Consider the following 22,627-nt stretch of genomic DNA (forward strand, 5'->3'; position numbering starts at 1 on the left):
ATAAACTGTGATTCGTGCTTGCATTATGGGGCACAGCAAGGTTTAATTGCGCCGTTTTGAAGGTACATTCAGTCCTGACAGGCAAACGTGAGTAACAGGGTTATTATGGTTCACGAGTCATTAACCGTGTAAATGAACAAAGCACCATTTACACGGGGTTAAGAGGGTTTTAGCTAATGCACAGCCATTCATTTGCCGCACTGGTTCGCCAAGTGCCACAACACAGGTTTTCAACCATTGTCAGCTATGACAATACCGGCTTGAAACATCTCACGTTAATCCGCATCAATTCCGGCCGCGAACAGGCCAATAGTCCCAACTGAGCCCGTCGTCCATCTACGACGATACATTCACTCGGCATTCATTTTTGAATCGCCGAGGACGGGTTATTTGTCCACCCTTACATTCAACACCAAGAGTTTTAGGTTAAATGCAAGCCAAGAATATTTACTACGAGACACTGCATCCGGCATACGGACAGTATTTTGAGGTGGAAAAGGTGCTGTTCGAGCAAAAGACCGAACAGTGGCACCTGAGCATTTTTGAAAATGCCGCTATGGGACGGGTCATGGCGCTCAATGGTGCCATCCAGACCACTGAGAAAGATGAGTTTGTCTATCACGAAATGTTGACCCATGTGCCTATTCTGGCCCACGGCGATGTCAAGCGGGTGCTTATCATAGGCGGCGGTGACGGCGGCATGCTGCGGGAAGTGGTCAAACATAAACAGATTGAATCCATTACCATGGTGGAGATTGATGCCGCCGTGGTGGAAATGTGTAAAAGCTATTTTCCAAACCATTCCCAAGGTGCCTATGATGACCCCAGAGTCAACTTGGTGATCAGCGACGGGATGGATTATGTTAGGCAATCACAGCAAAAATTTGATGTGATTATCTCTGACTGCACAGATCCCCTTGGTCCGGGAGAAGTGCTGTTCAGTTCCGACTTTTACGAGGGCTGTAAGCGTTGTCTCAATGAAAATGGGATTTTTGTCGCTCAGAACGGCGTGCCTTTTATGCAGCTGGATGAAGTGCAAAATACCGTCAGACGCATGAGCTCTTATGTGAAAGAGTGTCGGTTCTATATGGCGGCCGTGCCTACCTATGTGGGTGGCAGCATGGCCTTTGCCTGGGCAACCGATGATCTTGAGGCGCGTCAGCATAGCCTGGCGACTCTCGAAGAGCGTTTTGAACGGGCCGGTATTACCACCCGTTATTACACGCCGGCTATCCATCAGGCAAGCTTTGCGCTGCCGGCGTTTGTCGAACAGGCGGTCGCGTCAGCGATGACGGTTACCGCATAACCCATTTTTTGATAACAGGCTAACGAACATGAGTGATTGGTCTATTGACGATGCCCGCGTCGGCTACAACGTCGCATACTGGAGCCAGGGATTTTACGGGATCAGCGATCAGGGTGAGGTGACAGTGTCACCGGATCCTTTGAATCCGGACAGCAAAATCGGCCTGAACGAACTGGCCAAGGACATGGTGAAGGCCGGTGTTAACCTGCCTGTGCTGGTCCGTTTTCCGCAGATTTTGCACCACAGGGTCGATAGCCTGTGCCAGGCCTTTAATCAGGCGATTCAAAAGTATGAGTACAGCGAGGACTATCTGCTGGTTTATCCCATCAAGGTGAACCAGCAGCAGACAGTGGTTGAGGAAATCCTCGCCAGCCAGGTCAGCAAAGAAGCACCGCAACTAGGGCTTGAAGCCGGCAGTAAGCCTGAGCTGATGGCGGTACTGGCCATGGCACAAAAGGCCAGCTCAGTCATAGTCTGTAACGGCTACAAGGATAAAGAATATATCCGCTTGGCACTGATAGGCGAAAAGCTGGGCCACAAGGTCTACATAGTACTGGAGAAGATGTCCGAGCTTAAGATGGTACTGCAGGAATCCCGCGAGCTTGGGGTTACTCCGCGTCTGGGTCTGCGCGCACGCCTGGCGTTCCAGGGCAAGGGCAAGTGGCAGGCCAGTGGCGGTGAAAAGTCCAAGTTTGGTCTGTCTGCTGCGCAGGTGCTGCGGGTGGTCAACGAGCTCAAGAGTGCCGACATGCTGGATTCGCTGCAGTTGCTGCACTTCCACCTGGGTTCGCAAATTGCCAATATCCGCGATATTCGCCATGGTGTGGGTGAAGCGGCGCGCTTCTACTGTGAGCTGAGAAAACTGGGTGCCAAGGTCAACTGTTTCGACGTGGGCGGCGGCCTGGCGGTGGACTATGACGGTACCCGCAGCCAAAGCAACAACTCTATGAACTATGGCCTGAGCGAATACGCCAACAATATCGTCAGCGCCCTGAGTGATGTCTGCGCCGAGTACGAGCAGCCGGTGCCGAGGATTATCTCTGAGTCCGGCCGTTTCCTGACGGCGCACCACGCCGTACTTATCACGGATGTTATCGGTACCGAGGCCTATTCCCCTGAGAATATCCAGCCACCGGCAGAGGATGCCCCACAGCTGCTGCACAACATGTGGCAGTCCTGGAGCGATATCCGCGGCCGCGCCGATTCCCGCGCCCTGATTGAGATTTTCCACGATACCCAATCGGATCTGGCCGAAGCTCACGCTCTGTTTGCTCTTGGGCAACTTAGCCTGGAAGAGCGCGCCTGGGCGGAGCAGACCAACCTGCGTGTCTGTCACGAGCTGCAGGGCTTGATGAACAACAAGAACCGTTATCACAGACCCATCATTGATGAACTCAATGAGAAACTGGCCGATAAGTTCTTCGTTAACTTCTCGCTGTTCCAATCGCTGCCGGATGCCTGGGGTATAGATCAGGTGTTCCCGGTGTTGCCGCTGACCGGGCTGGATACCGCGCCAGAGCGCCGCGCCGTGATGCTGGATATCACCTGTGACTCGGACGGCATGGTGGATCAGTATGTGGACGGGCAGGGGATTGAAACCACACTGCCGGTTCCTGCCTGGAGTGCCGAGAGCCCGTATCTTATCGGTTTCTTCCTGGTGGGGGCTTATCAGGAGATCCTCGGTGACATGCACAACCTGTTCGGTGATACCAACTCGGCTGTGGTGCGTCTCGATGAAAGCGGCCTGGCCAACATAGAGTCTGTGCTGTCCGGTGACACTGTGGCCGATGTGCTGCGCTATGTGAACCTGGATGCCGTGTCCTTTATGCGCACCTACGAAGAGCTGGTGAATCAGCATATTGCCGAAGACGAACGCACCTCGATCCTTGAAGAGCTGCAATTGGGTCTTAAGGGTTATACCTATCTGGAAGATTTTTCATAAGGTCGGTGTATTCAGCAGGCCCTTCGGGGCCTGCAACAAGTAGAGATAAAAGATGTTTTTTGAAGGTTCAGAAAAAAAAATTGAAGTGATAGTGACGCCGGCTACGCCTTCGCTGCGCTCACTGGGAAAGCCCTTCTGGGAAGAGATGGTGGCCAAGGCCAATGCAGAAATCCTCTCTTCCGTCAGCAATGATTATTGCGATGCCTATCTGCTCAGCGAGTCGAGCCTGTTTGTTTGGGACGACAGATTTTTAATGTTGACCTGTGGTACCACCACACTGGCACGCTCGACCCTGCATTTTATCGACTCCCTCGGTGAAGAGGCGATAGCCTTTGCGACTTTTCAGCGCAAAAACGAATATCTTTCACACCTGCAGGCCAGCTCTTTTGAGCAGGACTTACAGGCACTGAGAGAGAAACTGTCCGGTGTGGCGTACCGTATCGGTCATCTGGATTCCCATCACCATTACCTGTTTTGCAGTGACAAGGCCTTCAGCGCCGAGAGCGGTGATGCCACCAGTGAGCTGTTGATGTATCACATTCGCGGTGAAGCGGCCGACTATCTGCGCTCCGATAACCAAAGCTGCGCCGGGGTGCGCCAACTGCTGGCACTGGAAGAGATGCTGCCCGAATTCCAGTTTGATGACTTCCTGTTTGAGCCCTTTGGTTATTCCATCAACGGCATTCGCGGCAAAGAGTATATGACTATTCATATCACGCCCCAGGAAAGCAGCTCTTATGTCAGCTTCGAGACCAATCTGGATCTCGCCGCGCAACCGATAGATATCTTCGCCCGTTTGCTGGCCATTCTCAATCCCGGCAGCTGGGATGTCATCGGCTTCAACGCCCAGTTGGACACCCGTGGTTACCCTGAACATTTATGTCTGGGAAGTTGCTCTTTGTCCCTGGAGCAGGGTTATAATGTTGGCTTCAGTCACTATCAGCAGATGTGCCACGAAGTGCTGATCCCTGAGTCCATGTAAATATCGGCATTAGCCAAGTTTTGGAGTATTTATGACCACTTTAGCAGATAAACCTGATTACTCGCTTTATTCAAATGCGTTTGGTTATTTGCGTCAGCCACTGGATTTCAAACCGCTAGAAAGCGATGCGGATGTGGTGGTAATAGGTTTGCCTTTCGATATGGCCGTTACCGGTCGCAGCGGTGGCCGTATGGGGCCCGGAGCTATCCGCAATGCCTCGACCAATTTGGCCTGGGAAGAGAAGCGTTGGCCTTGGGATTTCAGCCTCAGCGAATATATCAAGATAGTGGATGCCGGCGATCTGGTATTCAACTGTGGTGATGCCGCTGACTTTACCGAGCGCACCGAAAACTTTGCCAGCAAAGTTCTGGCCTCCGGCAAGACACTGCTGAGCTTTGGTGGCGATCACTTTGTGACCCTGCCGCTGTTGCGCGCGCACCACAAACAGTTTGGCAAGATGGCGCTGCTGCACTTCGATGCTCACACCGACACCTACAGTCAGGGCAGCAAGTTTGACCATGGCACCATGTTCTATCATGCTCCCAACGAAGGCTTGATTGATCCGGCTCATTCTGTGCAGGTGGGGATCCGTACCGAATACACCAAAGAAGGCCACGGTTTTCAGGTGATTGATGCCGCCATGGCCAATGAAATGACCGCCGATGAAATTGTGGCGCAGATCAAGGCGCGGGTTGGCGATATGCCTTTGTATGTGACTTTTGATATCGATTGCCTGGATCCTGCCTTCGCGCCGGGAACCGGTACTCCGGTATGCGGTGGCCTCACCAGTGACAAGGCGCTGAAGATTATCCGCGGTCTCAAGGGCCTCAACATAGTGGGTATGGATGTGGTTGAAGTGGCACCTGCTTACGATAGCGCCGACATTACTGCGCTGGCGGGCGCGACTCTGGGCCTGGAAATGCTGCATGTCTGGGCGCTGGGGCAGGGCAAAGTCAAGTAAGCCGCTTTACGTTAAGCCAACGCTTGTCGTTGGCTTTTCTTTCGCTGGGGCTTTGCGCCCGGCTCAGGGACAAGGATAGACGATGACAGATTTGAGTGATATTCGCCGCGAATACACCCAGGGCGGCCTCAGGCGCGCCGATCTGGCCGCCGAGCCCATGGCGCAGTTTGAGCGCTGGATGGCGCAGGCCAAGGATGCACCTTTGACGGACCCTACCGCCATGGTGGTGGCCACGGTGGACGAAACCGGCCAGCCGTTTCAGCGGATAGTCTTGCTGAAGCGTTTTGATCAGCAGGGTTTTGTATTCTTTACCAATCTGGAAAGCCGTAAGGCGCAGCAGATTGCCGTCAACGCCAAGGTCAGTTTGCTGTTCCCCTGGCATCCGCTGGAGCGCCAGGTGGCCGTGACAGGTATAGCCGAAGCCCTGTCTGCTACAGAGGTATTCAAGTACTTTGTCAGCCGTCCGAAAGACAGCCAGATAGCGGCCTGGGTCTCGAAACAGTCGAGCAAGCTTAGCGCCCGTCAGGCACTCGAGAGTAAGTTTGCCGAGATGAAGGCCAAGTTTGCCAAGGGCGAAGTCCCCTTGCCCAAGTTTTGGGGCGGCTACCGCATAGTGCCTTCCAGTGTGGAATTCTGGCAGGGCGGTGAGCACAGGCTGCATGACAGATTCCTCTACAGCCGCACAGATGACGGATGGGAGATCAATCGCCTTGCACCTTGATGGCGCTATGGCATAACAAGAGGGACGGCATCTGCCGTCCCTTTACTTTTATCCGTCAGCTATTTTAACCGCACTACGTTTTCCGCTTGCAGTCCCTTTTGGCCTTCAGTCACACTGAAGCTGACCTTCTCACCCTCTTTCAGGGTGCGGCGGCCGCTGCCTTGAATGGCGCGGTAGTGGACGAACACATCGGCGGCGTTTTCCTGGGTTAGAAAACCAAAGCCCTTTTCATCGTTGAACCATTTAACGGTTCCTGTCACTTGTTGCTCTGACATAGTTTCCTCGTTACCTAATCTTGGCTGCTGGTCTGTATCAGCGTTTGTAGCATAAAAGGTTTTTGTTTCATTGGCTTGACAGCCTGATGACGCTGAGAGAAATGGTTGCAGGCGGCCGTGGTGGTCCGTGAGCAAAAGTTCACTCAATAGCGGCAAAGGTTTTCTTGAAGTGAACAATATGCTTTAGTAATGAGTAATCTACAAAAAGCGCTTGCTTTTACCCGGGTGAAATCCGGCGCAGTTCAATTCACACCCTACAAGGAACAAGAATATGCAGAAATGGATCCCCTTGCTGGCGCTCGGCGCCTTCAGTAACCTGGCCCTGGCGGCTGACTGGCAGTTGGACAATGCCGACTCCAAGGTTAGCTTTGTGTCGGTCAAGAAAGGTGATATTGCCGAGGTACATGAGTTCAACCAGGTGAGTGGTACACTTGCCGAGAGTGGCGAATTCAAGTTGGAGATCCCGCTCAACGGCGTTAATACCGGCATTGAAATCCGCGACAAGCGGATGCAAACCATGCTGTTTGAGGTGGCTAACTTTCCTAGCCTGACCTTGACAGCACAAGTGCCTGCGGATCTATTGGACAAGCTCAAACCCGGCGAGTTGCTGACTACTGAGATTGATGGCGTGTTGTCGCTGCATGGCAAGAGTCAGAACAAGCGCTTTGGTGTGGTGGTGGCCAGACTCGGTGAGTCGAGCCTTTTGGTAACCTCGCAAAAAGCTGTCATAGTGAACGCCGAAGAGTTTGGTTTGACCGATGGGGTTGAAAAATTACGTGAAATTGCCGGTCTATCCAGCATCAGTAAGGCTGTTCCTGTCTCTTTTGTTCTAAGATTAAACAAGTAACAAACGACGGCTTGATTTGAGGCAAGACTCAAGGCGGATTTTGTTTCATAATGTGACTCTCTGATCGCCGCATTGGCGGCGTTCGGAAGTTTGCCCCTTATGGGTTGGCCTGAGACGTTGCACGCGGGAAGAAAGATGGTTACAGACAAAGACGGCTATATGCACCTCATACAATTCCTGACCGAACACCTTGGATTGTTTGAGACTCCCGAAGGGGAATCTTTGGGCGACAGCAGCGTCATGGAACAGTTTGAAGAGCAGCTGTCGGCGCAGATTATTATGGTCTGTGGCCAGAATCCGCAACTGTCCTTCGCCCAGCGTAACACTGTTATCCGTGAGATAGATGCCATAGTGTACGATTTGGAAGAGATCCTGGCCAAGGTGGCCAATCATAAGGCTACGGCAAAGCAAACCTTGTTTATCAGCGAGTTTGCCGGTTTGATCAAGAATCTGTTTGATCAGGAAATTGCCAAGCTCCTGTCTCAATAACGCACACATGTGGAGGCGCTCGATGCTGACACTGCTTTCCGGGTTTGATGACAATACAGTGGCAGTTCGCGCCAGCGGTGTGATCAGCGGTGATGATTACGATGCTGTTTTGCTGCCGGCGGTCGAGTCCAAACTCAGGGAACATGTGCTCATTAAACTCTGGTATGAATACGGTGCCGACTTCGAGGGCATCTCTTTGCAAGCGGTGTGGGACGATGCCTGTCTTGGGCTGTTTCATCTGCAGGACTTTTCCCGTATAGCTGTGATCACCGATAGCCCTGCCATCGAGGGCATGGCTCAAACCTTGGCGCTGATGCTCCCTTGCCCGGTGGCCGTGTTTCCCAGAGCGGAAATGGCCAAGGGCCGAGCCTGGCTCTCGGGAACCTGAAGCGTTAACATCTGTCTTATCTGTAAGTTCCGGCATTTCAGCCGGATTTTCATCTTGTTAAGTGAAATGAATGGAATAGTCCTATGCTTAAAAAACTTGGTCTTTGTTTTATGTTGCTTTCGACATCAGTGTTTGCCCAGGAAAAAACAGTCATAGGTCAGACTGAAATTATGACGGTCGCCGAAGCCGGGCTCAGTTTTGAGGCCCGTATCGATACCGGGGCGGCCAACACCTCCATGCATGCGGTGGATCTCAAGGTCATTGGCGGCAGTGCCAAGAAGATGCAGGATAACGTGGGCAAAATGCTCAGTTTTACCACAGAAAACGAACGTGGTGAGAAAAAGCAGCTCAAGGCCAAAATCGTCAAGACATCTACCGTCAGTAACTCTCAGGGACGGGAGACGCGTTACATGGTTGAGTTGAACGTCGCGTTTGGCGACCACAAACGTAAGGTCAAGGTTAATCTCAGAGACCGCAGCCACATGGATTATAAACTGCTTATCGGCCGCAACTGGCTGTCCGATGACTTTCTGGTCGATGTGGCTGAAAAGCGCATCATAGGGCCGGTCGCTCCCATCAGTGTGCGGGAATCAGGACTGATTTTCCAAACCCGCATCGATACCGGCGCGGTGGAAAACTCACTGCATGCTACGGATCTGAAAGTGGAAAACGGCGATGAGGATATGGAAAAGAATATCGGTAAGCAGTTGAGCTTCACCACAGAAAACGAAAAGGGCGAAAAGCAACGCCTGCATGCCATGATCACCAATACCTCGCTTATCCGTAATGCCCAAGGCAGTGAAATTCGTTATATGGTGGAACTCAACATTGGCGAGCCGGGAAGAGAGTATCCGGTCAAGGTTAACCTTAAAGACAGAAGCAAGATGACCCATAAACTGTTGATTGGCCGAAATTGGCTGCAGGGTCACTATCTGGTGGATGTCAGTCTGAAAGAAAGCGACTGACAGCTAAGCGCTTCTAACCATACCCCGTGAAAGCCGCCTATTATGGCGGCTTTTGTCATTCAGAGGTGAAACTCACTAATATTATAGTGATATTTTTCAATGGCATGGAATGGCAGCTCTTTGCTTCTCATTGTTTAGACTTGGGTTATGGTGAAATCCCGGCCCATGTTAAATCGTCTAGCTGAAAAAGTTTTGCAAAGGTTTGATAAGTCCAGCGCTTGAGTCTTCTCTCGCCTCATGGGGAGCCTGGTTAAACTACTCAATGGATTCAAGCGGCAGCAGCAGGCGGATGCAGCAGCCGTCTCTCTCTTGGGAGCTGATGGTCATTTCTCCAAGCAGTTTTAGCCTCACATAACTCTGTAACCGTGACAGAGTGCCGGTTCCGCTTTGTGAAGAGGACTGTTCAATACGGGCCAGCATCTCCTGACTTATTCCGCTGCCGTTGTCTGTTACTGTAACCTCCAGATGGCGCTCGTCCAGCTTGTCCGCCTTAATAGTTATCAGGGCATTGGCAGATTGATGGGTAAATGCATGATGCAGGATATTGCTCAGCAAAGGGTAGAAGAGCAATAAAAGCTGCCAGGGTTTGGCACCAGGCAACAGCTTGTCCGCAATCGCCAATTTCATTTCAACGTTTGCGGCGGCAAACTGCGGCGCCATCAGAGCCTGCAGGTGAGTCACGAATTCATCGAAATGAAGCGTCTTGACCTCTGTCTGTGGATAATTGACCAGCGCCAACAGGTGACGCAATCTGGCGGAACCAAGCAGAATAAGTTCCTTGGACTGATTCAAAACTTCGGTGCTTTCGGCTTCAAACAAACTCGCGCCGAGCTGATCGAAGTCGGCAGACAAGTCAGCAACCAACTGGGCAAGTAGTCTTGGCAGCTGCAACTCCTGCTCTTTCATCAAGGTGCTGCTGAGACTGAGCAACTGAGACTTGCTTTGTGCCTGCTGCAACTGACCTTCCAATTGAGCTATCTGTTGCTGCTGTTGTTGCAGGGTACGGCTGTTGCGTTTATTGATATCGGCCTGTAACTCCAGGGCTTGCCCCAACTGCTGTTCCTGGCGTTTGTGACTGGAAAGATCGAATGCAATTGCCCCTATGCCACAGAGTTCGCCAAATTCGTCGCGGATGGGGAAGCGGGTTACCTGATACAGGACATCCCCCAGAGGGGTGGCAACGGGTTCTTCGGAGCAGAAGGGGCTTTGGTTACTGATCACCCTTTGATCGTTGGCTTGGTAAATTTGTGCCAGGCCGAGAGGGAAGACCTGATTGTCATCCGCACCGATAAACTGCGCCCGTTCGTGGGCGGTAATTTCGCAATACTTGTCGTTGACCAGCGTATATTGCCCGGTTAAATCTTTGATGTAGATGATGTTCTGTGAATGATTCATCAATGCATTGAGCTGCTCGGTACGTGTTTTGAGAATTTGTTGGGCGTTATGTTGCACCTCCAGTTGCTGCTCCAGCGCCAGGTTACTGGCATCCAGGCTGGCCATCGCCGTTTCCAACTGACGGGTGCGGGAGATAAAACTGCCGGCCAGCATCCCCAGTTCATCTTCTCTGTCTCTGGCGTCCAACTCCAGCCGGGCAGGGTTGTTTTCCCTGAGTGCTGCCACCATGCGGCTGATAGGTTTGATAAACAATCTGTGCTGCACCAGAAATAACAGCAGCAGTGCCAGCAACTGGATCGCCACCAGGTAGATGCCGACTTTGCCGGCAATCAATGTCGCGTCCTCTTTGAGGGATGACAGCGGTGTGACTATCACTATTTTCCAGTAGGTCTTGGGCATCAAAAATACCGAAACCAGCGCTGGCTCGTTGAGCAAGGGATCCCGGGTCAGTTCTTGGGTCAGCAGCAGCTTGGCATTGGCCGGCCATTCTCTGGCAGAGTTGTTGATTATGGTGGCAAGCAGTGCCGCCTCGATTTCATCACGCTCGCCCATCAGGCTTTTGAGCTGTTGACTGCTGAAGGCCTTATGTTGATTGGCTTCCTGAATAAGCACCTGATCGGCGCTGCGCAGTGCTTCACCAACAGATTGAAACTCGGGGAACAGGCGTTCAAGGCGTTGAAAATTATCCAGACTCAGCGGCTTTTCCAGCGTGCTGTCCAGCAACTCATCTTCCCAGGGAGAGGCGAGCAGATGGTTGCGGTAGTCGAGGGCAAACACATAACCGCTGAGATCTTTGAGTGCGCCTCTGAAGAAACGGTTAAGGCCGCCAAGGCTGATGTCCACTGTGGCGGCACCGATAAACTCATGATCCTGCCAGATAGGGACAGAGGCAGTGACCATGGCTTCGGCCGTGTAGGGATCGCGATAGGCGCTGGACCAGAAGGTTCTGTCGGCCGGGAAAAAGCGGGTGGGTTTATACCAGTCTTCGTTGTGGTAGCGTTGCTGTGGCTGCTCGTTATAGCTGTTAAGTTGCTGCAGTTTGCCGTAGCTGTCGCGATACCAAAAGAGGCTGTCGAGGATCCGCCCGGGTTCAAAGGCTCGGGGTTCAGGCCAGATCCCGCCTCCGGTGATCATCTCTTTCTGGGTTTCCAATTCCAGCACCGACTCGATACTGGCCTTGAGCGCTGTGCCATTGCTGCGGTAAAGGGCACCAAGATTCGCCATGGTACTGACCAGGCTTTCTATCTGAGAGGTCACTTCCTGCAGTCTTGCGGTAACGACTTGACCATAGCTTTGGTTCAATGCTCTTTGTTGACTGAGCAACTGGTTACGTTGAATGCTGAGCAATACCAGCACAGTGCTGATGACAATGAGGGCGCTGATGAGTAACTGACTGAGGGCAAACTTGACCGGCAAGCGTTTCAGCCAGCTTGGAAGCCAAGGTAATCGGTTGGATTGTTGCTTTGCCTGGTTCCCTTGCATATATCCTCAGTAATAAGCTTTTCAAGCTGTTACATAATACAACCTCTTGAGAAAAGCCGCCATTTTTCTAAGGGCACTTAATAGTGAGTTCAGTGTAGTGGGTTCCCTCGTGCAGAATGCGCGCGTGGGGTTTGCAGTTGGGCTGAGCGCGAAGCCGGGCAGAGATATGCAATCCGGACTGGGGATATAAGAAAAGGCACCCTTTGGGTGCCTTAGCGTTGAGAAGGAGGCTTGCTTCAGAGCAGGTTGTTTTCTCTGACATAAGCTTCAAATTCAGTGCAGCCGCCGACGTGCTCTTTGTCGACGAAAATTTGCGGCACTGTTTCAACCGGCTTGCCTACGGTTTTTTCCAGATCGGCCTTGGTGATGCCTTCGGCGTGAATATCGACATACTTAAACTTGAAATCATCACGCTTTTCAGCCAGTTGCTCAGAAAGCTGCACTGCACGCACACAATATGGGCAACCTGGACGACCGAAAATAACTACAAACATATTGACTCCCATGGACTTGATTTGCAGCAGTTATACCACAGCTTAAAGACCTATGCTAAGTCGCTTGATCCCAGGAATGATTTTTCGGTTTGAAACCTGCCTTGATAATCAAAGAAAGTTTGCAACAAATCCCAGCGCCGCGCCTGTTTTTTCAGCAGCAGCATATCCGGTGCCCGAAACCGCGCGGCATCGTCGACCAGTTGTTGTGGTTGACTGTATTTCGGCAGTTTCAGCCCAGGTGTTTTGCTGTGGGGATGGATAAAACAAGCAAACAGCGCCCGGCGTTGAGCACTGGTCTCCATTTTAAAATACTGGTTGAAGTCATTGCCGTCATAATCCAGATACTGAACTCTGAGGCGCCCCTCTTCGGCGTGCAGCAACATTTGCTGCACCTTGAACAGATGATGATGTTGTTTTGACAACACCTCTTTGAGGCGTTTGTCCGGATCGACCAGAGTCGATTGGCATTGATGGCAAATCTTGGCTGCGATATCGTTTTCGGCACCGCAATCCGGGCATGACTTGGCGCGATAGCGATAACTGCATTGACTATTGTCCTGCAACAGTCCTTGGCAGCGGCGGCCGAAATGCTCGATGATGTCGCCATCCTCATCCGTCTTGCCCCAGAAGATATTGGCAAAACCACACTCGGGGCAAGGAACCTGTACCGGCACCGAGTTTGCCGCGGGCTTGGGAGTGCCGACCTCGGGATAGAACAGGTCAAAGCCGCTGGCGGCATAATCTATGACCAGGCAGTCCTGTTTGCCTTCGGCCAGTCTCAGGCCACGGCCAACCATCTGTTGAAACAGGCTCACAGATGCCGTGGGCCGCATGATGGCAATAAGGTCTACATGGGGCGCATCAAACCCTGTTGTGAGTACGGCCACATTGACCAGAAACTTAAGTTCCTGGGCTTTAAAGGCGCGGATGACGGTATCCCTCTGTTGCATCTCTGTGGTCGCTGTGATGAGCGCTGCCTGTTCGTCAGCCAGTAGCGTTAGCACTTCTTCGGCGTGACGCACAGTGGCGGCAAAAATAATCACTCCCTTGCGGGTGTTAGCCAGTTGCCTTAGTTGGTTAACAATGGCCTTGGTCGCACGGCCACTGTGACTGAGCAGGGCATCAACCTTAGCCTCATCGTACTCCCCATTGCTGTTACTCGGCAGGCTGCTGAAGTCGTACTGAGCGCTCAGGCCATCGTAAAGCCTGGGCGGCGTCAGATAGCCTTGTTTAATTAGGGGCCTTAAGGGCAACTCAAAGATGCAGTCATCGAAAATCCCTCGGTCGGGATTACCGACCCGGCCGTGATAGTGGCGGCGATAAATAAAACCCAGTCCAAGGCGATAAGGGGTGGCCGTCAACCCCAGCAGCTTAAGTTTGGGGTTGTGGGATTTGAGGTGTTCAAGCAGTTGCTGATACTGGCTGTCCAGCTCAAGGCTCACTCTGTGGCACTCGTCTATGACCACCAGGGAGTAGTGGCTGTCAAAGGCTTCCAGGTTGCGCCCGGCGGATTGCACGCTGGCGACAACGGTTTTGCCTTGGGTGAGCTTTTGCCTCAGGCCGGCCGAGTAGATACTGGCTTCATCAGTCAACAGGGCAACTTTTTCGGCGTTTTGGGCGACCAGCTCTTTAACATGGGTCAGTACCAGTACCTTGCCTTTGGCGATACGGGCCAGTTCAGCAATCACCAAACTCTTGCCGGCACCCGTGGGCAGCACTATCACAGCCGAGCCTGACTGAGCGCGAAAATAGCGCACAGCGGCATCCACGGCTTGCTGCTGATAATCACGTAGGTGAATGCCGGCCTTGGCGGTATCTTCTGCCTGAATTTTTGTCGTCGCTTTCTGAGCTACTGGCTTTTTACTATCTGTTGACACTGACTTGCAAAGAGGAATTGACCGTGGGGCGAGCTTATCACAGACGTGCTTGGGTACTGTGCTTTTCCTGCATTGTTGCCCACTTTCTATCCTCGGACACCACAACTCGTCTTGCTCAGGGCATCAATGGTTAAAAAAAGCACTTTTTGTAGGCAATTCATTTGCTAAAATGCCTCACACCACTGGTCAAAGACCTGTAGCTAACGTAAAATTTCACTCTTTTACTGTTTTAATTCAAACAGACACCAAAATCGCCGCCTACGGGCCGGCATGCACTGGAAGAGAAGATGCAGCAGTTAACTGAGATCGTAGAACAGGCCTTAGCCGCCATCGAAGGGGCCAGTGATCTGAAAATCCTCGATGACATCCGCGTCGATTATCTTGGCAAGAAGGGCAAGATCACCGACATGATGAAGTTGATGGCGACCCTGAGTCCACAAGAAAAGCCCGCCTTCGGCCAGAAGGTCAATGAAGCCAAGCAAAAGGTACAGCAGTTCCTCAGTCAGCGAATTGAAGGGCTGAAAGCAGCCGAGTTGGAGCAGAAGCTCCAGGCTGAGAAAATAGATGTCACCCTGCCGGGGCGTCGCCTGGACAATGGTGGTTTGCATCCGGTCACCCGAACCATTGAACGGATTGAGAGCTTCTTTGGTGAGTTGGGCTTCAGTGTCAAACAGGGGCCGGAAATCGAAGACGATTATCACAACTTCGATGCCTTGAATATGCCCGAGCATCATCCTGCACGTGCGGGGCATGATACTTTCTACTTCAATCCCAAGTTAGTGCTGCGTACCCAGACTTCAGGGGTGCAAATTCGCACCATGGAAGTGGAAAAGCCACCTTTGCGGATTATCTCTCCCGGTCGTGTCTATCGTAATGACTACGATATGACTCACACGCCTATGTTCCATCAGGTGGAAGGCCTGCTGGTCGATGAGAATGTTAACTTTGCCGAACTGAAAGGCATTTTGCACGACTTCCTGCGTAACTTCTTTGAAGAGGATCTGGAGATACGTTTCCGTCCTTCTTACTTCCCCTTTACCGAGCCTTCTGCCGAAGTCGATGTGAAAGGCAAGAACGGCTGGCTGGAAGTGCTCGGCTGCGGCATGGTTCATCCTAATGTGCTGCGCGGTGTGGGAATCGATCCTGATAAATACTCCGGTTTTGCTTTTGGTATGGGCGTCGAGCGTCTGGCCATGTTGCGTTATGGTGTCAACGACCTGCGCGCCTTCTTCGAAAACGACTTACGTTTTCTCAAGCAATTCAAATAACGGAGCTTTAGTATTATGAAATTCAGTGAATCCTGGCTTCGTGAGTGGGTTAACCCTGCGATTAGCCGTGACGAATTAACTCACCAAATCACCATGGCCGGCCTGGAAGTGGACGACGTCATTGCCGTTGCCGGTGACTTTTCCGGCGTGGTAGTGGGTGAAGTGGTTGAATGTGGTCAACACCCCGATGCCGACAAGTTACGGGTCACCAAGGTCAATGTCGGCGGCGAAGAGCTGTTGGATATCGTCTGCGGTGCACCTAACTGCCGTCAGGGACTCAAGGTTGCCGTGGCCGTTGTCGGTGCGGTGCTGCCCGGTGACTTCAAAATCAAGAAAGCCAAACTGCGTGGACAACCTTCACACGGCATGCTGTGCTCTTATGGCGAGCTGGGCATAGAGATTGAGAGCGACGGCATTATTGAGCTGCCGCTTGATGCTCCTATCGGTACCGATATTCGTGAATATCTGCAGCTCAATGATGTGATTATCGATGTGGATCTGACCGCCAACCGTGCAGATTGTCTGGGTATGGTGGGGTTAGCCCGCGAAGTGGGCGTGCTCAACCGTCTTAACGTGACCGAGCCAAGCTGGGAAGCTGCCAACGTCGGTAGTGAGCGTAGAGTTGAAATTGACGTGGCCAACCCGGAAGCCTGCCCGAGATATCTGGGCCGGGTGGTCAGCAATGTCAATGTCAAGGCGCAAACGCCTGACTGGATGGTGGAAAAACTGCGCCGTAGCGGTATTCGCTCGATAGATCCTATCGTGGACATCACCAACTATGTATTGGTTGAATTCGGTCAACCTATGCATGCTTTCGATCTGGACAAGATTGACGGCGGTATCAAGGTGCGTCTGGGTAACGGTGAAGAGAAGCTGACTCTGCTCGATGGCAACGAAATTACTGTACCAGCCGATACCCTGGTGATTGCCGATAACAGCCAGGCATTGGCCCTGGCCGGTGTATTCGGTGGTGAGGCTTCCGGCGTCAGTGAGCAAACCCGCGATATTATGCTGGAGTGTGCGTTCTTCGCGCCTTTGGCCATCATGGGTAAGGCCCGTCGCCTTGGGCTGCACACCGACTCTTCGCATCGTTTTGAGCGTGGCGTTGACCCGGAGCTGCAGCATAAGGCTATGGACAGAGCTACCCGCCTGGTGCTGGATATCTGTGGCGGCGAAGCCGGCCCTGTGGTTGAAGCCAAGAGCGAAGCGCATCTGCCAAAGGCTGCCGACATTAAACTGCGCCGCAGCAAGCTGGACAAACTGCTTGGTCATCAGATTGGTGATGCCGATGTGGAAGAGATCCTGACCCGTCTGGGCTTCCAGGTTGAAAAGCAGGGCAGCGACTGGCAGGTGAAAACCGCCACTTACCGCTTCGACATGGCAATTGAAGAAGATCTTATCGAAGAAGTAGCCCGAATTTACGGCTATAACAATATTCCGAACACAGCCCCGCTGGCGCACCTCTCTATGACAGATCATAAAGAGTCGGATCTGAAGCTTAGCCGGGTGAGGGCTATGTTGGTGGCCCGAGGTTTCCAGGAAGCTGTCACCTATAGTTTTGTTGATCCCAAGCTGCAAAAACTGGTGCATCCTGATAGCGAAGCCATGGTGCTGCCTAACCCTATTTCCAGTGAAATGTCAGCCATGCGCCTGTCTATGTTCACCGGATTGCTGAATGCTGTGGGTTACAACCAGGCCCGTCAACAGACTCGTGTACGCCTGTTTGAGACCGGTTTACGCTTTATTCCTGATGCACAAGCAGAATCCGGCGTAAGACAACAAGCCATGCTGGGTGCGGTGATCGCCGGTCCCCAGAGTGACGAACACTGGAGCATGGAGTCGAAAACCGTTGATTTCTTCGATCTTAAAGGTGATTTAGAGGCCATTATTGGCTTGACAGTTTCCGAAGCTGAATTTAGTTTTAAAGGAGCGCAGCATCCGGCTATGCATCCGGGGCAATGTGCTGAAATATTGAGAAATGATCGGGTCATAGGGTATATAGGTGCAGTTCATCCCAGCCTCGAGAAGCCTTTTGGGCTGAATGGCAAAACCATAGTTTTTGAGCTGGAATTGGACGCCTTGCTGCAGGCTAAATTACCGCAAGCCCAGGCTGTGTCTAAGTTTCCAGCCAATCGCCGCGATATCGCCATAGTGGTTGATGAAGAAGTCGCCGCAGGTGACGTGATGACGCTGATAAGAAAAGTTGGCGAAAATCAGTTGGTTGGCTTAAACTTGTTCGATGTATACCGAGGTAAAGGTGTAGAGCAGGGCAAAAAGAGTCTGGCGATCGCACTTACGTTACAAGATAACACTCGTACACTTGAGGAAAAAGAGATAGCTGAGATGGTTGATACAGTGGTTTCTGCACTCAAGTCCGAGTTCAACGCATCGTTGAGGGATTAAAGTATGGCACTTACCAAGGCCGAAATGGCAGAGCATCTTTTTGAAACGCTTGGCATTAACAAGCGGGTAGCCAAAGAGATGGTTGAAGCGTTTTTCGAAGAGATCCGAACTGCGCTTGAAAATGGTGAGCAGGTCAAGTTATCTGGCTTTGGCAACTTTGATCTTAGGGATAAGAATCAAAGACCGGGAAGGAATCCCAAAACAGGTCAGGACATTCCAATTTCTGCCCGTCGGGTGGTGACATTCCGTCCGGGACAGAAGCTGAAGAGTCGCGTAGAAGCCGCTAACAAAGGCAAATAACTGCTCGGTCAGTAATTCAGAACAGGGAAGCCGCTCCTGTGAGTGGCTTCCCTGTTTGTGTCTGTAGAAAACACTTCTACTATGCTGTATCGCTTTTTAATGCCTGGTTTGGCATTGCATTGGAATTACACCCAGGGGTTAAACCTTGTCAAATACACCTTCCAAGCCTAAGAAAGGCAAATACTTCGATAGGCGCTTCCGTTGGTCATTGTTGCATCCGAGATTTTGGGGCAGTTGGTTGGCGATAGGCGTACTGGTTCTCTTTGGTCTCTTGCCCGCCATTATTCGCGATCCTATCGCTCGCGGTTTGTCACGTTTGGTCAGGCGTATAGCCCATAAGCCCATTAAGGTGGCCAGAGCCAATCTCAAAGCCTGTTTCCCCGATAAGAGTGAATCGGAAATCGAGCAGTTGCTGGAGCGCAACACCGAAGCTTTTGTGATGACCTTGCTGGCCCAATCTGAGCTTATCTTGATGCCGAGCTCCTATATACGCAAAAGAGTCAAGGTTGAGGGAGAAGAGCATATTGCCGCTGCCCGTGAAGCAGGGCAACCGATTATCTTTATCATGCCCCATGTGTGGGGCATAGAGTATGCCGGTTTGAGGCTGAATTTGGATTTGCCCATGGTCTCCATGGCCAAGGCGCATCGAAATGAATTGTTCAACTGGTTCAATAACCGGATGCGCAGCTCTCAAGGCGGCAATATCTATATGCGTGAAGCCGGGATCCGGGCCTTGTTGGCTGAGCTGAAACAGGGTAACAGTTTCTTCTATTTGCCGGATGAAGACTTGGGACCGGAGCAGAGTGTATTTGCGCCATTTTTAGGAACAGTCAAGGCTACTTTACCTGTGGTTGGCCGTTTGGCGCAGGCAGGTAACGCTCAGGTAATGCCGGTGAAGATTGGCTACGACGAGCAAGCCAGGTGCTTTCGTTTGACTGTTATGCCGGCAATTGATCCCGAGTCGATGCAGGGCAAGGAAAATGAAGCTAAGGCGCTGAATAAGGCGGTGGAGCAGGTGATCAACGCCTATCCTGAGCAGTACATGTGGTTTCTTAAGGTACTGCGCACTCGTCCGGAAGGTATGCCGCCGATTTATTGAAATAGAACACAGATAAAGCCTCTCACAGAGTGGCTTTTCTTTTATGTACTATCGGCAAAGTGCTGCCTGTTGCTTGCAGGCTTGGGGAAGAATCATGTGCCCAAGGAATTGGTGGTTATGGCAAAGGTTGATATTTTGAGCTTGAAGCAAGAGGATGGGAAGCATTTACAATTTCCTGCGACACGAGAACAAGCCGATCTCGATAAGCTCTTGCTATGCTCATCATTCAAATTTAGTTAATAAGAGGAGTTGGTTCTTTAGAAAGGAATTGGTTGCGGGAGCCGGATTTGAACCGACGACCTTCGGGTTATGAGCCCGACGAGCTACCATGCTGCTCCATCCCGCGTCCGAATTGTGCTAACCAGTTTGAATTCATAATTAAGGAATTGGTTGCGGGAGCCGGATTTGAACCGACGACCTTCGGGTTATGAGCCCGACGAGCTACCATGCTGCTCCATCCCGCGTCCGAATTATACTAATCAGTTTGAATTCATAATTAAGGAATTGGTTGCGGTGCTGGATTTTAACCGACGACCTTCGAGGCTCTTATAAAGAACTGAGCCCGACGAGCTACCATGCTGCTCCATCCCGCGTCCGAATTGTACTAATCAGTTTGAATTCATAATTAAGGAATTGGTTGCGGGAGCCGGATTTGAACCGACGACCTTCGGGTTATGAGCCCGACGAGCTACCATGCTGCTCCATCCCGCGTCCGAATTGTGCTAATCAGTTTGAATTCATAATTAAGGAATTTGAAATTGGTTGCGGGAGCCGGATTTGAACCGACGACCTTCGGGTTATGAGCCCGACGAGCTACCATGCTGCTCCATCCCGCGTCCGTTAAAGCGGGGTGGACTATAACGACCAAGGGGCGGCAATGCAAGGACAAATCATCAAAATGCCATTGAGTGTTCAAATTTAATTCATCAGTGCGCGGAGATTAAACGTATCGGTCACAACTCCAACAATTCGGCAGGATTGACCAAGAAAAGCGGTCCTGAAAACGGAAGTTTTTATCTTTTACCTTAATCAAAGGGTATAATGCGCCATTCATTTTTGCTTTGCTATCTGGTTTGTTCATGTTGAATTTTTTTGCGGCGGCCCCCAAGGGGTTTGAATATGCTTTGGCGCAGGAACTGCGCGAGTTTGGTGCGCTTGAGGTCAAGGAAAGCCTGGCCGGGGTTTATTTCTCCTGTCCACTGGAGCTGGCATACCGCATTACCCTTTGGACCAGACTGGCAAGCCGTATTTTGCTTATATTGCATCGCGGTCCCTGTGATTCCGCCGAACAGCTTTATAATGCGGCCTTCTGTATCGATTGGCCGAGCCACTTTGATAACCGTTGTACCTTTAGTATCGACTTTCACGGCATGGGCGGTTTTATCAAGAACACCCAGTTCGGCGCCCTCAAGATTAAAGATGCTGTAGTGGATCGCTTCCGCGAAGACGATCTCAACCGCCCCAATGTGCAACGTGTCGATGCCGACTTCAAAATCGATGCCCACTACCGAAACGGTCAGGTAACCATAGCGCTGAACTTCTCCGGTCCGGCGCTGCATCAACGTGGCTATCGCAGCGGTACCGGTGAGGCGCCATTAAAAGAGAACCTTGCCGCCAACATGTTGGCCAGGGCCCAATGGGATAAACAAACGCCTTTGCTGGACCCATTTTGTGGCAGCGGCACAGTGTTGATTGAGGCGGCTCTGATCGCGGCCGATATGGCCCCGGGGCTGCAACGTAGTCGCTTTGGCTTTGAGCACTGGTATCGCCATGACGCCAAACTTTGGCAAAGCATAGTCGAGGAAGCAAAGGCGCGGGCCAGCATAGGCAAGAACCGTTGTGATGTGAAGTTCTTCGGCTCGGACATAGACTCGCGCATGGTGGCGCTGGCCAAACGTAATGCCAAGAGCGCCGGTGTCAGTCACCTGATTGAGTTCAGTGTTGCCAATGCTCTCAATATCACGCCACCGCTGGACAAAGGTTTGTTGATCTCCAACCCGCCCTACGGCGAGCGTTTGGGTAATGTCTCCTCTTTGTTGCAGCTTTACTATCAGTTTGGCGACAAGCTCAAGCGTGAGTTTGGTGGCTGGCAAGTGGCCTTGCTTTGCAGTGATATCGAATTGATCTCATCGCTTAAGCTCAAGGCCGATAAGCAGATGAAGATGTTCAACGGGGCACTGGAGTGCGCCTTTAACCTCTATACTCTGCATGCCAACTCTACCCGCAGGGCGGCTGTAGCGGCCGAGCAGTCAGGGGCTGAGGTCAGTGACATCGCCAGTGCCTTTGCCAACCGGGTGAAAAAGAATCTGAAACAGCTGGATAAGTGGGCTCGTAAAGAGGGGATCGACAGTTATCGCCTCTATGATGCAGATATCCCTGAATATAATGTCGCTATCGACAAGTATCTGGATTATGTTGTGATCCAAGAGTATGCGGCGCCTTCCAGCATACCTGAAGCCGTCAGCAAGCGACGTTTGACCGATGTGCTTCTGTCTTTGCCCGGCGCCATAGGTGTTGAGCCGGACAAGATCATCCTCAAGACCCGCGAGCGGCAGAAGGGTACAAATCAGTATCAACGGCTCGACAAAGAAAAGCTGGAGCTGGTTACCCAGGAATATGGTGCCCGTTTCAAACTTAACCTGACCGACTATCTGGATACCGGGTTGTTTCTCGATCACAGGCTTATTCGCAAACTGGTGGGCAGTAAAGCCAATGGCCGTGACGTACTCAACCTGTTCGCCTATACGGGAACTGCGTCGGTTCACGCCGGGCTTGGCGGCGCCAAGTCGGTCACGACTGTGGATATGTCCAACACTTACCTTAACTGGGCCAAGGATAACTTTGTGCTCAATGGTTTGATTGGCAAACAGTATCGTTTCGAGCAGGGCGACTGCCTGCAATGGATCCGCGATTGTGACCGTAAGTTCGATCTTATCTTTATCGATCCGCCAACCTTCTCCAACTCCAAGCGGATGGAAGACTCATTCGATGTGCAGCGCGATCACGTCAAGTTGTTGTCTGATCTATTCAAGCTGCTCAATCCGGGCGGAGAGATAATCTTTTCCAACAATAAACGTAAGTTCAAAATGGATAGCGAGGCCATGGCGGCTCAGGGCATGTCAGTCACCAATATGGATGCCCAGATGCTGCCAATGGATTACAAGCGCAATCCGCATATTCATAATACCTGGTTGATCACCCATGCCTGAGGCGCCATTGACCCTATACCACACAGATGGTTGCCATCTGTGTGAGTTGGCCATGACCTTGCTCGATGGCCTGAATATTCGTTATCGCACCCAGGATATTTGCGAGCAAGAAACGCTTGCCGAGCGCTATGGCGTGCTTATTCCTGTGCTGGCCAATAGCTTGGGTGAGGAACTCTGTTGGCCCTTCGATGAACAGCAAGTAAAACGCTTTACAGGAGCATAAT

The 22,627-nt window shown here is 51.8% G+C and carries 20 protein-coding genes and 5 tRNA genes; 16 read left to right on the forward strand and 9 right to left on the reverse strand.

The window, feature by feature from the left end; translation table 11 throughout:
* Window positions 1–176 precede the first annotated feature (176 nt).
* The 6 genes from E1N14_RS09990 (at window position 177) to pdxH (ending at window position 5,912) form a co-directional block, all read left to right on the forward strand.
* Window positions 177–323: a hypothetical protein gene (locus tag E1N14_RS09990; RefSeq protein WP_093983023.1), complete on the forward strand. Its 147-nt coding sequence runs from the start codon at window positions 177–179 to the stop codon at window positions 321–323.
* Between the two features lie 107 nt (window positions 324–430).
* Complete coding sequence (gene speE, locus E1N14_RS09995) at window positions 431–1,306, forward strand: polyamine aminopropyltransferase (protein ID WP_028779304.1); 876 nt, start codon at window positions 431–433, stop codon at window positions 1,304–1,306.
* Window positions 1,307–1,334: 28 nt separating this feature from the next.
* On the forward strand, window positions 1,335–3,248 hold the full coding sequence (speA, locus tag E1N14_RS10000; protein WP_025888969.1) for a biosynthetic arginine decarboxylase: 1,914 nt from the start codon (window positions 1,335–1,337) through the stop codon (window positions 3,246–3,248).
* A 52-nt stretch (window positions 3,249–3,300) separates the two neighbouring features.
* Window positions 3,301–4,230 (forward strand): adenosylmethionine decarboxylase, encoded by a 930-nt coding sequence (locus E1N14_RS10005; RefSeq protein WP_025009618.1) that lies wholly within the window; start codon window positions 3,301–3,303, stop codon window positions 4,228–4,230.
* 31 nt (window positions 4,231–4,261) lie between these two features.
* Window positions 4,262–5,191: an agmatinase gene (speB, locus tag E1N14_RS10010; protein ID WP_025009619.1), complete on the forward strand. Its 930-nt coding sequence runs from the start codon at window positions 4,262–4,264 to the stop codon at window positions 5,189–5,191.
* 82 nt (window positions 5,192–5,273) lie between these two features.
* Window positions 5,274–5,912, forward strand: a complete 639-nt coding sequence (gene pdxH / locus E1N14_RS10015) for a pyridoxamine 5'-phosphate oxidase (protein WP_025009620.1) — start codon at window positions 5,274–5,276, stop codon at window positions 5,910–5,912.
* A gap of 59 nt (window positions 5,913–5,971) precedes the next feature.
* Here the strand turns inward: pdxH and E1N14_RS10020 are convergent, their stop codons facing one another.
* A complete protein-coding gene (locus tag E1N14_RS10020) occupies window positions 5,972–6,187 on the reverse strand; it encodes a cold-shock protein (RefSeq protein ID WP_025009621.1) in 216 nt (71 codons plus the stop codon).
* Window positions 6,188–6,458: 271 nt separating this feature from the next.
* Here E1N14_RS10020 and E1N14_RS10025 point away from each other — a divergent pair, with 271 nt between their 5' ends.
* The 4 genes from E1N14_RS10025 (at window position 6,459) to E1N14_RS10040 (ending at window position 8,876) form a co-directional block, all read left to right on the forward strand.
* Complete coding sequence (locus E1N14_RS10025) at window positions 6,459–7,034, forward strand: YceI family protein (protein ID WP_025009622.1); 576 nt, start codon at window positions 6,459–6,461, stop codon at window positions 7,032–7,034.
* A 135-nt stretch (window positions 7,035–7,169) separates the two neighbouring features.
* Complete coding sequence (locus E1N14_RS10030; protein ID WP_025888976.1) at window positions 7,170–7,523, forward strand: DUF3802 family protein; 354 nt, start codon at window positions 7,170–7,172, stop codon at window positions 7,521–7,523.
* 22 nt (window positions 7,524–7,545) lie between these two features.
* Entirely contained in the window at window positions 7,546–7,911 is a 366-nt protein-coding gene (locus E1N14_RS10035) for a SpoIIAA family protein (RefSeq protein WP_025009623.1), read from the forward strand.
* 83 nt (window positions 7,912–7,994) lie between these two features.
* Window positions 7,995–8,876 carry a putative ATP-dependent zinc protease gene (locus E1N14_RS10040; protein ID WP_025009624.1) on the forward strand — a complete coding sequence of 294 codons (882 nt, stop codon included), beginning with the start codon at window positions 7,995–7,997 and terminating at the stop codon, window positions 8,874–8,876.
* 255 nt (window positions 8,877–9,131) lie between these two features.
* Here the strand turns inward: E1N14_RS10040 and E1N14_RS10045 are convergent, their stop codons facing one another.
* The 3 genes from E1N14_RS10045 to radD form a co-directional block, all read right to left on the reverse strand.
* A complete protein-coding gene (locus E1N14_RS10045) occupies window positions 9,132–11,753 on the reverse strand; it encodes a PDC sensor domain-containing protein (protein WP_025009625.1) in 2,622 nt (873 codons plus the stop codon).
* 236 nt (window positions 11,754–11,989) lie between these two features.
* Window positions 11,990–12,247, reverse strand: coding sequence for a GrxA family glutaredoxin (locus tag E1N14_RS10050; protein WP_025009626.1), 258 nt, complete (start codon window positions 12,245–12,247; stop codon window positions 11,990–11,992).
* A gap of 50 nt (window positions 12,248–12,297) precedes the next feature.
* Window positions 12,298–14,046, reverse strand: coding sequence for a DNA repair helicase RadD (gene radD / locus E1N14_RS10055; RefSeq protein ID WP_062793484.1), 1,749 nt, complete (start codon window positions 14,044–14,046; stop codon window positions 12,298–12,300).
* A gap of 365 nt (window positions 14,047–14,411) precedes the next feature.
* On the opposite strand from radD, the gene pheS reads away from it, so the two are divergent.
* The 4 genes from pheS to lpxM all read left to right on the forward strand — a co-directional run bounded on the left by pheS (window position 14,412) and on the right by lpxM (window position 19,194).
* Complete coding sequence (pheS, locus tag E1N14_RS10060; protein WP_037436488.1) at window positions 14,412–15,392, forward strand: phenylalanine--tRNA ligase subunit alpha; 981 nt, start codon at window positions 14,412–14,414, stop codon at window positions 15,390–15,392.
* A 15-nt stretch (window positions 15,393–15,407) separates the two neighbouring features.
* Entirely contained in the window at window positions 15,408–17,795 is a 2,388-nt protein-coding gene (gene pheT, locus E1N14_RS10065) for a phenylalanine--tRNA ligase subunit beta (RefSeq protein WP_025888982.1), read from the forward strand.
* A gap of 3 nt (window positions 17,796–17,798) precedes the next feature.
* Window positions 17,799–18,095 (forward strand): integration host factor subunit alpha, encoded by a 297-nt coding sequence (ihfA, locus tag E1N14_RS10070; protein ID WP_025009628.1) that lies wholly within the window; start codon window positions 17,799–17,801, stop codon window positions 18,093–18,095.
* A gap of 145 nt (window positions 18,096–18,240) precedes the next feature.
* Complete coding sequence (lpxM, locus tag E1N14_RS10075) at window positions 18,241–19,194, forward strand: lauroyl-Kdo(2)-lipid IV(A) myristoyltransferase (protein WP_054743973.1); 954 nt, start codon at window positions 18,241–18,243, stop codon at window positions 19,192–19,194.
* A 269-nt stretch (window positions 19,195–19,463) separates the two neighbouring features.
* Here lpxM and E1N14_RS10080 read toward each other — a convergent pair.
* From E1N14_RS10080 to E1N14_RS10100, 5 genes are all read right to left on the reverse strand, one after another.
* Window positions 19,464–19,540: transfer RNA gene (locus E1N14_RS10080), tRNA-Met, on the reverse strand.
* A 41-nt stretch (window positions 19,541–19,581) separates the two neighbouring features.
* Window positions 19,582–19,658: transfer RNA gene (locus E1N14_RS10085), tRNA-Met, on the reverse strand.
* Window positions 19,659–19,699: 41 nt separating this feature from the next.
* Window positions 19,700–19,787: transfer RNA gene (locus tag E1N14_RS10090), tRNA-OTHER, on the reverse strand.
* 41 nt (window positions 19,788–19,828) lie between these two features.
* Window positions 19,829–19,905: transfer RNA gene (locus tag E1N14_RS10095), tRNA-Met, on the reverse strand.
* Window positions 19,906–19,953: 48 nt separating this feature from the next.
* Window positions 19,954–20,030 (reverse strand) — tRNA-Met (locus E1N14_RS10100).
* Window positions 20,031–20,273: 243 nt separating this feature from the next.
* On the opposite strand from E1N14_RS10100, the gene rlmKL reads away from it, so the two are divergent.
* Window positions 20,274–22,403: a bifunctional 23S rRNA (guanine(2069)-N(7))-methyltransferase RlmK/23S rRNA (guanine(2445)-N(2))-methyltransferase RlmL gene (gene rlmKL / locus E1N14_RS10105; protein WP_025009629.1), complete on the forward strand. Its 2,130-nt coding sequence runs from the start codon at window positions 20,274–20,276 to the stop codon at window positions 22,401–22,403.
* The gene (locus E1N14_RS10110; protein WP_025009630.1) at window positions 22,396–22,626 is read left to right on the forward strand and encodes a glutaredoxin family protein; all 231 of its coding nucleotides are present in this window, start codon (window positions 22,396–22,398) and stop codon (window positions 22,624–22,626) included. Before rlmKL ends, E1N14_RS10110 begins: the two co-directional genes overlap by 8 nt.
* Window position 22,627: the final 1 nt, after the last annotated feature.

Source organism: Shewanella algae (genome assembly GCF_009183365.2).
Lineage (GTDB): Bacteria > Pseudomonadota > Gammaproteobacteria > Enterobacterales > Shewanellaceae > Shewanella > Shewanella algae.